The organism is Flavobacterium sp. (assembly GCF_035456225.1).
Classification (GTDB): Bacteria; Bacteroidota; Bacteroidia; order Flavobacteriales; family Flavobacteriaceae; genus Flavobacterium.
In genome coordinates, this window is sequence record NZ_DATIDM010000051.1 from 1 (window position 1) to 12,646 (window position 12,646).

General features: G+C 36.4%; 11 protein-coding genes. 2 read left to right on the forward strand and 9 right to left on the reverse strand.

The window, feature by feature from the left end; genetic code table 11:
- The 4 genes from VLB74_RS02955 to lpdA form a co-directional block, all read right to left on the reverse strand.
- On the reverse strand, positions 1-611 hold a 611-nt coding region (locus VLB74_RS02955), incomplete at its 3' end, for a PAS domain-containing protein (RefSeq protein ID WP_325201975.1).
- 570 nt (positions 612-1,181) lie between these two features.
- The gene (locus VLB74_RS02960; RefSeq protein WP_325201976.1) at positions 1,182-3,086 is read right to left on the reverse strand and encodes an SPFH domain-containing protein; all 1,905 of its coding nucleotides are present in this window, start codon (positions 3,084-3,086) and stop codon (positions 1,182-1,184) included.
- Between the two features lie 319 nt (positions 3,087-3,405).
- Positions 3,406-4,113, reverse strand: a complete 708-nt coding sequence (locus VLB74_RS02965) for an SIMPL domain-containing protein (protein WP_325201977.1) — start codon at positions 4,111-4,113, stop codon at positions 3,406-3,408.
- Positions 4,114-4,203: 90 nt separating this feature from the next.
- The gene (lpdA, locus tag VLB74_RS02970) at positions 4,204-5,592 is read right to left on the reverse strand and encodes a dihydrolipoyl dehydrogenase (protein ID WP_325201978.1); all 1,389 of its coding nucleotides are present in this window, start codon (positions 5,590-5,592) and stop codon (positions 4,204-4,206) included.
- A gap of 200 nt (positions 5,593-5,792) precedes the next feature.
- Between lpdA and VLB74_RS02975 the strand changes: the two genes are divergently transcribed.
- Positions 5,793-6,446 carry a CPBP family intramembrane glutamic endopeptidase gene (locus VLB74_RS02975; protein WP_325201979.1) on the forward strand — a complete coding sequence of 218 codons (654 nt, stop codon included), beginning with the start codon at positions 5,793-5,795 and terminating at the stop codon, positions 6,444-6,446.
- Between the two features lie 32 nt (positions 6,447-6,478).
- Here the strand turns inward: VLB74_RS02975 and VLB74_RS02980 are convergent, their stop codons facing one another.
- A complete protein-coding gene (locus tag VLB74_RS02980) occupies positions 6,479-8,230 on the reverse strand; it encodes an ABC transporter ATP-binding protein (protein ID WP_325201980.1) in 1,752 nt (583 codons plus the stop codon).
- On the reverse strand, positions 8,230-8,973 hold the full coding sequence (truA, locus tag VLB74_RS02985; protein WP_325201981.1) for a tRNA pseudouridine(38-40) synthase TruA: 744 nt from the start codon (positions 8,971-8,973) through the stop codon (positions 8,230-8,232). Before truA ends, VLB74_RS02980 begins: the two co-directional genes overlap by 1 nt.
- Before the next feature lie 360 nt (positions 8,974-9,333).
- Between truA and VLB74_RS02990 the strand changes: the two genes are divergently transcribed.
- A complete protein-coding gene (locus tag VLB74_RS02990; protein ID WP_325201982.1) occupies positions 9,334-9,831 on the forward strand; it encodes a metallophosphoesterase family protein in 498 nt (165 codons plus the stop codon).
- Here VLB74_RS02990 and VLB74_RS02995 read toward each other — a convergent pair.
- From VLB74_RS02995 to VLB74_RS03005, 3 genes are read right to left on the reverse strand one after another with little or no spacing between them, the layout of a single operon-like run.
- Complete coding sequence (locus tag VLB74_RS02995) at positions 9,799-11,592, reverse strand: tetratricopeptide repeat-containing sensor histidine kinase (protein WP_325201983.1); 1,794 nt, start codon at positions 11,590-11,592, stop codon at positions 9,799-9,801. The genes VLB74_RS02990 and VLB74_RS02995 overlap by 33 nt on opposite strands.
- A 20-nt stretch (positions 11,593-11,612) precedes the next feature.
- Complete coding sequence (locus VLB74_RS03000) at positions 11,613-11,909, reverse strand: hypothetical protein (protein WP_325201984.1); 297 nt, start codon at positions 11,907-11,909, stop codon at positions 11,613-11,615.
- 24 nt (positions 11,910-11,933) lie between these two features.
- Complete coding sequence (locus VLB74_RS03005; protein WP_325201985.1) at positions 11,934-12,599, reverse strand: response regulator transcription factor; 666 nt, start codon at positions 12,597-12,599, stop codon at positions 11,934-11,936.
- Positions 12,600-12,646: the final 47 nt, after the last annotated feature.

Sequence of the window (12,646 nt, forward strand, 5' to 3'; positions counted from 1 at the left end):
TAACTAAAGAACTTTGAAAAAAATCCTTTTTTATCTTCAGTTTTCACCTCATTGGCAGCTGCGTTTTGAAGTTCAATCGATTTTTCGTATTCGCTCATGATTTCCATAATGAAATCCACATAGGTTTTGTTCTGTTCTTCCAGATAACCTACCAGGTATTTTTCACTGGCTTCCATGCTGCTGGCATTTTCTATTTGGAGTAGTCTTTTATATAATGGTTCAATGTGTTTAGTTATTACTTCTTGAGGAACGGCTTTTCGTCTGGCAAAATAATTCACGATGTTTCCTTTTTCATCTTTTGAGATATCAAAATCGGTAATTACCCAATAATAACGACCGGATTTGGCCATGTTTTTTACAATTGCGTGATAATTCTGGCCTTTTTTTAAGTTATCCCAAAGCACTTTGAAAATTACTTGTGGCATATCCGGATGACGAATAATATTATGTGGCTGCGACATTAATTCGTAATCTTCATATCCTGAAACATCGATGAAAACTTCATTGGCATATTCGATAGTGCCGAATCGGTCTGTTTTGCTCATGATGGTTTTGGTCTTGTCCCAGGAAACTTCTTTGTCGATAGGATTTGGTCTTTCTAATAGTTCCATGTTAATTGAAAAATTTTATTATTAATGTTTTTAGTTTTGTAAAGGAATTCAAACTTACAGCATTAAAACATGATAAAAATCAGCCATTAATTGGTATTATTTTTTCCTACAAAAAACATTATTTAGGAATTTAGTTGAATTTTTTATGATAGAGACGATTTTTTTATATTCTTTGTTAGGGACTTGTTTTTCAACTGTTGCTAATTATTTTTTTTGCATTCTGTTTGCAATTTTTTTAGTGTCAGTGTTTTAGGTTCAGAATGACATCTTATGATTTTTTTTTAAGTTGCCGCTTGTTCTCCAAGGGGATAATCTTCGAGTTATTGCCAGAAAGATTAAAAAGCGTTTCTTTTGAAATCGGGCTGCACTGTTTCAGGTCTAAATTTATTAGGTTAATTAGTGATATTTTTTTCAAACATTTCCAGTTTCGACCCTAATGGTAAAAAAATCTGGTAGAACTTTTATGCGTAAAAATCATTTTTTTGTTAAATTATTGTGATTCTGTCTGTAAAAATTAAAAATCCGCTCTGTTTTGCAGAACGGATTTAAGTTTTTTATTTCAGAAAAGATTTAGTTTTCTTCCGGTTTTTGTTTATTGGTATCCATCATTTCCATTAATTTCATCCCAAGTAAACCGCTGATTCCTCCATCAGCACCATTGTTTCCTGAAATCAATACATCCGGAATGACTTTGATATTTCCTTTACCGATTTCTTCCGTGATTTTATACTTCGTAAAGTTATCACCGCCCATGGCTGAAACCTGTAATTGATACGCTTCTGCCGTAGATTTACCAATAGCCATAATCTTTTCTGCTTCAGCCAAACCGGTTTTTGAAATCTTTTCAGCCTCTGCACTTGCGTTTAATCGAGTAGCTTCGGCTTGCGCTCCGGCTCTTGCTTTTGTTGCTTCCGCTTCGGCATTGGCACGCATTTTTGTTGCTTCTGCTTCAGCATTTACATTCAGTTTTAAACTGGTTGCATCACCTTCCGCTTTTTTAACTGTCGCATCGGCTGTTCTTTGCGCAATTTCAACACTTTGTGAAGCGCGAACAATTTCTTTCTGCATATCGGCAATAGCGGTTTCTTTTTCAACCCCCTGACGTTGTTCCTGCGCCATTTTTTGGGTTTGATACGTTTTTTGCTCTTCTTCGGCAATCTTTCTGTCGGTTAATGTTTTCATTAATGAATCCGGTGGAACAATGTCACCGATTAACGTATCAACAGCATTCACATTGTACTCATCCAAAACCGTTTTGATATGATTTTTAGCCGATTCCTGACGTTCCTTTCTCGTGCTTAAGAAAGAAATTACATCACTATCCTGTGCGGAGTTTCTGAAGTAGTTACCAATGGTTGGTTCTAAAACCTGCGATACTAAATTCGTCATGCTTCCGAAACGAGCAATAACTTTTGGCGCTTCATTGGCCGGAACGTGGATAATTTGTGTGACATCCAGATTGAAAGGGAAACCGTCTTTGGAACGTACCGTAATTGTCGACAGGTTTTTATCCAAATCATGCGATTCGCTTCGTGCATTTGCCCAGTTCAAAACCAAATTGGTCGTTGGAACGGGTTCTAATTTAGTAGTGTATTGGTTCAAAGCATATTTACCGGGTCCAAGCGGTTCCATCCAAACACCGCGTTGTCCTTTTGATACGATGTTTCCGTGTTTGAAAGTATCTCCTGTAACATCCTGACCATCTTCACCAATATAAGAAATCACCACACCAACATAACCAATAGGCACATCGGTCATTGGATTTTGCTCAATTTGAACCGCCCATGTGTTGATGTAATAAGATCCGGCCAGCATAACTTGCGGCTGAAGTCCTCTGTTACCGCCTTCTTCAAGAAACTTATCAAAGTCCTGAAAGTTGTTGTGACCGTTAACGAATTTACCTGCAATTTGTCCTAATGGGATTGGATCACCATCCAAGGCAGTTACCACGCCAACCATGTTTTCAAATATTTTTACCTGATCTGTAATAATAATATCGAACAGGAATGTGTTGATACGATACGATCCACTAGTAATAAAAGCTGTCTGACGTCCTTTCTGACCACCGTTATTTAAGAAGGCTGTAGCATCCTGGAAATTATCGCTTTCCACTTTTCTGGCCAAAATTCTTCCGGTTGGGATCTCTTTACCATCTTTACTTAAAACCTGCCCAATTTTTCCTTCCGGAATAATGGTAAATGGCGTCATGTCTACTGAATATTGCCAGATCCACATCGCCCAGTATAAACCCGGAGCAAGTGTTTGTGCCTGAAAACCCGCTTCCCCTTTGGTTGCAATTATACGGCCATCGGGAAGTGATTTGTCGGCTCCGAAAAGCACGAATTTTTTGGTCACTAAACCGATTTTGTCTTCGGGAACTATTACCATTCCAAAGAAAACACGCAAAACAAATTTGTAAAAAACTATGGATAATACAAAAAGTATCAACCACCAAAAAGATAAAATTGTTGTCATTTAACTAATAATTTAATTTGTATTTGGTTCGATTTTTAGAAATGATTAATATGAAAAATGAATGTAAGATCATTTTATTATTAATAACCGGAATCATGTTGGAGTAGTGGTTTTTATTCCCTTTTTGAAGATACAACACCTTTTGTGTCATTTTGGATATTAATTTCTTTTTAAAATCCCTAATTATACGTTGGGCAGAAATAAATGTTACAGTTAAAGAGTAAAATTTTTTGTGTTAAAATGCAACTGATTGATACTCTTATAAATAAAAAATCCGCCTCGATGGTGAGACGGATTTTAGTATGATTTTTTTTTGAACTTATTCGGCTTTGAACTTTATGACCAGTGCTTTAACATAGTTGTTGGTAAAAGAATTCACAAGATTGTGTTTGTTCTTTCCGCTTAATTTCATAATCTGCTGAAAAAAATTATAGCTGGAATTATCTACTTCTTTAACTTCTCTGATTTCAATAATCTTACCCAAATTTATGTTGGCCAGTGTAGCGATCTTTTGCGCTTTTATCTTTGCTTTTTCAAGGAGTGATTTCAATAACTGATCCTCATAAATATTCGGTTCTTCATATTTTACGGTTCCAACGTACCCGGCAATATCCTGCATTTTTTTTATTTCGGTAGTGAGTTTTTTTAATTCCTCAACAGATGAAACCGTAACCGAATAACCGCCTTCAAAATAAACTCTGCTTTTATTACCGGTTTCAAAACTTGAATCTGTTAGCGAGATGTATTTGTATTTGTTTTTTTTAAGGAACGTCTCCAGGTTATTAAGTTTTATTTTTTCTTGCGCTTTCGCTTTCAGTTCATCACTTTTGCTGTCTTCGCTTACCTCTTCTAATGCACTTACGGCTTCTTCTTCATAATTTTCCTCTACCGATAAGATGTAGTCGATTGATATAGGTTTCAGTTTAACCGAATCTCTGACTTCGATTTCTATAAATCCGTTTTGCGAATAAGAAACAAAGGATAATGTAAGGAGTACAAAAGCGAAAAGGATTTTTGTGTTTTTCATTTACTTGGGTTTGATAGGATTTGTATAAAGAAAAATCCGCTCTGTTTTCACAAAACGGATTCTTCCGGATTATTTTAGTTTATCTATATCTTATAAGTGGATCACTTCTCCGTAAGCATCAGCAACAGCTTCCATAACTGCCTCACTCATAGTTGGGTGAGGATGAACCGCTTTAAGGATTTCATGACCTGTTGTTTCTAATTTACGGGCTACAACTGCTTCAGCAATCATATCGGTAACACCGGCACCAATCATGTGGCAGCCTAACCATTCACCATATTTAGCATCGAAGATTACTTTTACGAATCCGTCCGGAGTTCCGGCAGCTTTTGCTTTACCAGAAGCAGAGAACGGGAATTTACCGATTTTCAATTCGTATCCTTTTTCTTTTGCCTGTTTTTCAGTTAAACCTACAGAAGCAATTTCCGGAGTTGCATAAGTACAACCCGGGATGTTTCCGTAATCTAGCGCCTCAACATGTAAACCTGCGATTTTCTCCACACACAAAATTCCTTCAGCAGAAGCTACGTGAGCTAAAGCCTGACCCGGAGTTACATCACCAATCGCGTAGTAACCCGGAATGTTTGTCTGGTAGAAATCGTTTACTAAGATTTTATCTTTGTCGGTTGCAATACCTGTTTCTTCTAATCCGATGTTTTCGATATTGGTTTTGATTCCTACTGCTGAAAGTAGAATATCTGCTTCTAAAACTTCTTCTCCTTTAGCTGTTTTAACGAAAGCTTTCACTCCGTTTCCAGTAGTATCAATTCGTTCAACAGAAGAATTTGTCATAACAGAGATTCCTGCTTTTTTCAATGAGCGCTCAAATTGTTTTGAGATATCTTCGTCTTCAACCGGAACTACATTTGGCATGAATTCAACGATCGTAACTTCAGTTCCCATTGCGTTGTAGAAATGAGCGAATTCAACTCCGATAGCACCGGAACCCACTACGATCATTTTCTTTGGCTGTTCAGGAAGAACCATCGCCTGACGGTATCCGATTACTTTTTTACCATCCTGTGGTAAGTTAGGTAATTCTCTTGAACGTGCACCCGTTGCAATGATAATATGGTCAGCAGTGTATTCAGTTACTTTTCCGTCAGCAGCTGTTACATCAACTTTTTTTCCTGGTTTTACTTTTCCGAAACCGTCAATAACATCGATTTTGTTTTTCTTCATTAAGAACTGAACACCTTTGCTCATTCCTTCTGCCACACCACGGGAACGTGCAATAACAGCGTTGAAGTCTTTATCAAATTCCTTTACAGTCAAACCATAATCGGAAGCATGTTTTAGGTAATCAAAAACCTGAGCCGATTTTAATAAAGCTTTTGTTGGAATACAACCCCAGTTAAGGCAGATTCCACCAAGGTTTTCTTTTTCGATAACGGCTACTTTAAAGCCTAATTGTGATGCTCTGATGGCAGTTACATATCCGCCCGGACCACTTCCTAAAACAATAATATCGTATTTCATATCAAATAATTATTTCTTTATTAGTTTGTGGATGCGAAAATACGGATTTATTTGTTTGCTGCAATGCAACAGGTTTTCAAATTGAAGGTCTTAATTTTTTGTTAAAACAATTAGTTGACATGTCAAGTAATTTGATTTAATGTATTTTTGCCGGAAATAAAAGATTTATTAGTAAATAGCCTGAAAATCAATCAAAACTAATGAATACAATCTCTAAATTACTAAATAACAAGCTTGCGGCGTTTTTGTTATTTGCCATTGCGTTTGGCTTTATTTTCAATCCTTGGACTAAATTTCCATACACGTTCATCTGCATTATTTTTTTAATATTATTGTTCACCTTTTTACAGGATGGTAATTTAAAAGCACTTAATTTCAGAAAAATTGAGATGAAATCTATTGGAATCATACTAATAGCCTATGTGGTTTTGGAACTTTCCATGGATTTTATTTTCCAGCCTCTAATCAATAAAATTTTTAACGAACCGGCAGATTATTCGAGTTTTGAGGCTTTGAAAGGTAATTCGGCGATGTATTTCAAGTATCTCGTTTTTATGTGGGTTTCGGCTGCCTTTTCCGAAGAACTGTTGTTTCGGGCGTTTGCCTTTTCCCAATTTCGCAGAATACTTGGTAATCAGAAAATTGTATTAGTAATTTTGACGGCAGTCTTGTTCTCGCTTCCACATTTATATCAAGGAGCAGTAGGTTTAGTGATAACTTTTTTATTTGGATTGGCCTTTGGATGGCTTTATCAGAAATACCAAAACATCTGGATTAACATTATAGTGCACGGATTGATTGATACATTCTTCTTAACCTTAGCGTATTACGGCTTGTTAAGTTTCTTTAGTTAATGATAAACTGAAACGATTTTTAGTGGCTCAATTTAATTGTTTTCCACAGCGAACTGTGATTCGTATAAACTTTTGTAGTAACCCTCTGGTTTAGCGATTAATTCGAAGTGTTTGCCTTCTTCTACAATCAGTCCTTTATCCATTACGATGATTTTATCGGCATTGATGACAGTAGCCAAACGGTGAGCAATGACAATAGATGTTCTTCCTTTTGTGATTTTTTCGGTAGCCAGCTGAATCAATTCTTCCGAATATGTATCGATAGACGATGTGGCTTCATCCAAAATCAAAATACTCGGATTACTCACATATGCGCGTAAGAAAGCAATCAATTGGCGCTGACCCGAAGACAGCATGGCTCCGCGTTCTTTTACGTTATAATCATAACCGCCCGGCAGACTCATGATGAAATTGTGCACACCGATTTTTTCTGCTGCGAGTATAACTTCTTCTCGGGTAATATCCGGATTGTTCAGTGTGATATTATTCAGGATAGTATCAGCAAAGAGGAAAACGTCTTGTAAAACAATGGCAATTTGTCGGCGGAGGCTATACAAATCAAAGTCGTTTATATTTGTTTCATCAATTAAAATGCGTCCGCTACTGATTTCATAAAATCGGTTCAACAGATTAATGATAGTAGATTTACCCGCTCCAGTGGCCCCAACGATGGCGATGGTTTCTCCTGCGTTAACTTTCAGGTTGATACCTTTCAACACTTCTTCACCTTCAATATAACTGAAATGTACATTCTCTAACGAAAGATCGCCTTTGAAATGTTCTGCAATCACATCACCGTTTTCCTGAACCAGGTCTTCACGATCCAAAACTTCAAAAACACGTTCAGCAGCGATGATTCCCATTTGCATCACATTGAATTTATCCGCAATCTGACGTAACGGGTTGAACAACATTCCGATATACATGGTATAAGCGAACAAATCACCGAAAGTCGTCATCGTATCGCCGTGCATAATATTCCATCCGCCGTACCAAACCACCATTCCCAACGTTAACGACGATAAGATATCGGCAACAGGAAAGAAGATGGAGTTGTATAAAATATTTTTTAACCAGGCTTTGTTGTGCAGCGTATTGATTTGCTTGAATTTTTCCAGTTCGATTTCCTCACGGTTAAAAAGCTGAACGATTTTCATTCCGGTAACACGTTCCTGAACAAAGGTGTTTAAATTTCCTACCTGATTACGGACTTCCTCAAAAGCAATTTTCATTTTTTGCTGAAAAATTCGGGTTGCATATAATAAAATAGGCATTCCGAGTACAACTATAAAACTCAATTTCCAGTTCATGTAAAACATGATTCCGAGTACGACTGTCATCTTCATTAAATCACTCACAATCATGAATAATCCCTGACTGAAGATACTGGCAATGGATTCAATATCGGTTACAGAGCGGGTTACCAGTTTTCCAACGGGTTCGTTATCGAAGTATTTCATTCGGAACGCCGTTATATGATGAAATAATTTTTCGCGTATGTCTTTTACGATATCCTGTCCTAGCCAACTTGCCCAATAGGTAAAGAAAAATTGTGAACCGACTTCGAGTATCAATACAACCCCCATTACTATGATATAATACAATAACCCAACCTGGTCGTGTGCTTTAAGATAAGTATCGACAGTTTGTTTTAGCAAGTATGGGCGGATTGCCGCAAAAACGGAAAGCGTAATCGAAAACAGTACAACCATATAAAGCCTTTTCTGGTAGGGCTTTGCATACTTCATTACTTTTTTAAGCGATATGGATTGTATTACTTTCATTATTGCTGGTGAATATACGGATAAATTACTTTGGTTAAATATAATCCATGGGCGGGAACTGAAAATCCGGCGTTGCCTCTGTTTTTGCTTTCGATTATTTTTCGGAAATCGTCGAATGAAATTTTACCGATACCAACTCCGATTAAGGTTCCGACTATGGCTCTGACCATGTTTCTTAAAAACCGGTCGGCGGAAATGGTAAAGACCAGTTTTGTTCCGTTTTGCTGCCAATAGGCTTCTTTGATGACGCAGTTAAAGGTTTTCACATCGGTATGTGTTTTCGAAAAGCACTCAAAATCGATATAATCGAAGAGGATTTTTGCGGCTTCATTCATTTTATCCACGTCAAGCGGATGAAAATGATACCAGCTTCCTTCGTTTTCAAACGCATCTTTGAAGGTGTGAATGTGGTATTCATAAGTCCTGCTGGTGGCGTCAAACCTTGCATGCGCATCATCGTGAAGCGGAATAATTCGGAACACTACAATGTCTTTTGGTAAAAACGAATTTAGTTTTTGCGTCCAATAATCGGAATCAAGAATATCTTCATGATCGAAATGTGCATACATCTGTTTGGCGTGTACACCCGTATCAGTACGGCCTGCACCCATAATTTCTATCTCTTTTCTAAATAAAACGGATAAGGCTTTGGATAAGGTTTCCTGTACGGATGCTGAATGCGGCTGGTACTGCCAACCGTGGTAATTTTTTCCGTTGTATGCGAATTCGATGAAATATCTCAAGGGGTGGATAATTGTTGAGTTACAAAGTAGCAAAGTTACAAAGTTTATGTGAAAAGTAGCAAAGTTACAAAGTTGTAAAGTTACAAAGTGGCAGAGTCGTAAAGTTTTGGGTGAAAGTAGGGGATACTAGGCAAGAGAAAAGAGAAAAAGGAGGCGGAAGCGTAGTTGTATCCTTCAGATGGTCTTCCGGGTGCTTGAAATGGTCTTTGTCATCCAAAATATTCTTCCACACTCTTGTCTCTTGCTTCTTGCTTCTTGTCTCTTGTCTCTTTTCCCTTTTCCCTTTTCCCTTTTCCATCGTCTCTTATCCCCAAACTTTGTAACTTTGCTATTCAAAAACTCAGCCAGTCAAAAAGAAAAATGAAAAAAATCCTTCTCCTTTCCGATACCCACAGTCATATCGACGAAACGATTTTGAAATATGTCCGCATGGCCGATGAAGTATGGCATGCCGGGGATATTGGGGATTTATCGGTTACGGATGTCATCAAAGGAATCAAACCATTGCGTGCCGTTTATGGTAATATTGACGATGGCAAAGCACGACTGGAATTTCCTTTAAATAACAGATTTATGTGTGAAGATGTGGATGTCTGGATTACCCATATTGGTGGTTATCCGGGAAAATACAATCAGGATATCAGAAATGAAATAAGAAGCAATCCGCCGAAGTTATTTATCTGCGGACATTCTCATATTTTAAAAGTGCAGTTTGATAAGGAATTGAATTTATTGCACATGAATCCGGGAGCTGCCGGGAAGCACGGTTTTCATCAGGTACGAACCATGCTTCAGTTTGAAATAGAAGGAGATAAAATTCAGAATTTAAACGTTGTGGAAATGGGAACCCGCGTCTGACTTTTGGTTTGGTACCGGTATTTTGATAAGAATAACCACTCCGGATTTCTCTTTAGAGTCGATGGTTATCATTCCTTTTAGGCTTTTGATACGTGTTTTTATCTGCGAAAGTCCGTAACCTTCTGTTGATTTTCCTTCCTTGGTATTAAATCCTTTTCCGTTGTCTTCAATGTTTATTGAAAGCTGATTGTTTTCCTTTTTGATGGTTAAGAAAGCTGCAGAAGCATTACTGTGCTTCATGATGTTGTTAAACAATTCAGCAACAATAAAATACATTTTCATTTCGAAATCATTCTGAAAACGAATTTCTTTCTCGATAAGATTGTTAAACTGAAAATCGATTAATGAATTGGAATTCTTTTCACATAAATCTTCAAGAGCTGGAATTAATCCCAATTTTTCCAAAACAGGAGGCACCAAAGCATGTGACAAATCGCGTACTTTATCGTGTGCTTCTTTGATAATGGCTTTGGTTTTTTTGAGTTGGTCGTCAATTTCAGGATGATTTGCTTCGAAAGCTGTTAAATGCAAGCTGGCAGAGGATAGTAAAGCACTGATGTTATCGTGCAAAACTCCCGAAAGTCGTTTACGTTCTTCTTCCTGACCGTCAATGGTTGCATTTACAAGATTTTGCTGAATGCTATGGTTAAGGTCTTTGAATTTGTTTTTTTGTTTCAGCTTTAAATTTTGGTAGAAGAAATAAAATAAAATGGCTAAAAGCATTAAAACTGTAAGCAATAAGTAAAGCATTTTTTCACTTTTCAATTGCTTTTGTTTCAGAAGCAGTTTTTCTTCTTCGTATTTACTTTCAGCTTTGTCCAACTCGTATTGAGTTCGTATCTGCTCAAGTTCTGTATCGTTTTTGTGAAGTAGGAGTGAGTCTGTATAATTCACATATTGAGTCTGGTAGTTATACGCTTTGCGATAATCGCCTAAATTTTCATAGCAAAACGCCATGTTAACACATGCGATAGCATAATCATATTTTGTATTCGCTGAATCATTTTTAGTGTCATTGATTATTTCATCATAGATTTCTATTGCTTTTTTATAATTTTTTTCAGTAACAAGGTAGTGAACTCCTAAATTGCTTTTTGCAGTTATTATGGCTTTTTTACTATTAGCTTTTTTTGCAAATATCAATGAAGAGTCCAAATATTTTTTAGCAATGTCATATTCTTTTATAAGGTTATAAAATGCATAGTTGGAGTTATAAGCATCGGCTATGAATTTGTTATCCTTTATTTTGTGAGCGCTTTTTAGGTTTGGCTCTAAGTACCTGTAGATACTGTCAGTTTTCTCAGTCTTGAGATAACCTATCAGTATTCCGCGGTATAATCTTGCAGTGATAGTGTCATTTTTTGACTTATTTGCCAATTTGAGACTTTTGGTGGCAATTTTTATTGCTTCAGGGTATTTTTGCAAGTCGATGTTGATGTAAGTCAAAGTGTTTAAAAGTTTGACCATATCATAGTCACTTGCTTTCTTGTTAGTTGTATTTAATGTATTCAGGACTAATTTATAAGCTCTTTTGTTGTCTTTGATTTCATCAGAAAGAAGGTCGGCGCTTTTTATAACCTGATTGATATATTTGGTATAGTTTCCTTTTTTTAAATAAAGTTTAGTTTTTTTATCAGAAAAGTTGAAAGCTTTTATGTACTGATGGTTTTCCTTGTAAAAATCAAAAGAATCCTTCACGGCTTTTTGCTGTGAAAAGGCCGTGAAGGTGTAAAGTATAAATATTAAAAATCTGATTTTCAATGGATTTTATTTACATTGGATTAATACGCATTCGAATCAATGTTTACTTTCGGTTTTTTAGTTGTAATCCCATTCAAAGTTTCCTGAAAACGAACATCCAAAATACCATTTACCGTATAAAAAGTTGTATACTGGGTATCGTATGTAGTTGAAGGCTGTGTCTGTCCTGTATTTAATTGAACGCTGATCGTATTTGTTTTTTTGACAGGATCATACTGTGTTGTATAATTGCAGTTTGTTGGAATTTCGAAATTGAATTCAAATTCGTCATCACTTGTGTTTTCAAATCCGTAGTTTTTTAAAAGAGGTGTGCTCATAATTTTTCTGTTTTTAAGTTAGTTCTATTGATTGATTAAGTTGTTTTTTAAGGCAAATTTGACTAGCCCGACGGTGGTTTTCATGTTTAGTTTTTTGAGAAGATTCTTGCGGTGTGTCTCTACTGTATTTGTGCTAATGAACAATGCTTCGCTGATTTCTTTTCCGCTATATTCCAAAGAGATGAGCTTTAATATTTCGAGCTCTCGGTCTGTTAAGGAATCCGGTGTAATCTGATTGGGTTTTGTACTGTTTTGATTTGCTTTTCCGGTAAAAGAAAGAAAGATTTTTTCACGTATTGATTTAGAATAGTATTCTTCACCATTATATACCGAGTTAATTGCTTCAATTATATTTTCACCGGCTGATTGTTTCGTAAGGTAGCCTTTAGCACCCAACTGCAAAACCTCTTTTATTAATTTGAGGTCATCGAAACTGGAAAAAATAATTACGTTAAGAGCAATTGCTTTTTGATTAAATTCTTTTAAGACTTCTAAGCCGTCTTTTCCCGGCATGTTGATGTCCATAATCAGGATGTCAATATTTTTTTCAGAAACTTCAGCTACGATATTATCTCCATTTAAGGAATAACCGACTACTTCAAAATTTTTGTTGGTTTTTAAAACGGCAACAAGTCCGTCAATTAGAATTTGGTGGTCGTCGGCAAGGTAGATCCGTATTCTTTCTGGCATTCTTTTTGAATTGGTGAAAACCAAATGTAAGAATTTAATTTAATATC

Bases quoted from the DNA above. Each gene is read 5' to 3' on its own strand.
- VLB74_RS03000 (WP_325201984.1), bottom strand. From the start codon at position 11,909: ATGAGCACACCTCTTTTAAAAAACTACGGATTTGAAAACACAAGTGAT.
- lpdA (WP_325201978.1), bottom strand. From the start codon at position 5,592: ATGAAATACGATATTATTGTTTTAGGAAGTGGTCCGGGCGGATATGTA.
- VLB74_RS02975 (WP_325201979.1), top strand. From the start codon at position 5,793: ATGAATACAATCTCTAAATTACTAAATAACAAGCTTGCGGCGTTTTTG.
- VLB74_RS02960 (WP_325201976.1), bottom strand. From the start codon at position 3,086: ATGACAACAATTTTATCTTTTTGGTGGTTGATACTTTTTGTATTATCC.
- VLB74_RS02965 (WP_325201977.1), bottom strand. From the start codon at position 4,113: ATGAAAAACACAAAAATCCTTTTCGCTTTTGTACTCCTTACATTATCC.
- VLB74_RS02990 (WP_325201982.1), top strand. From the start codon at position 9,334: ATGAAAAAAATCCTTCTCCTTTCCGATACCCACAGTCATATCGACGAA.
- VLB74_RS02980 (WP_325201980.1), bottom strand. From the start codon at position 8,230: ATGAAAGTAATACAATCCATATCGCTTAAAAAAGTAATGAAGTATGCA.
- VLB74_RS03005 (WP_325201985.1), bottom strand. From the start codon at position 12,599: ATGCCAGAAAGAATACGGATCTACCTTGCCGACGACCACCAAATTCTA.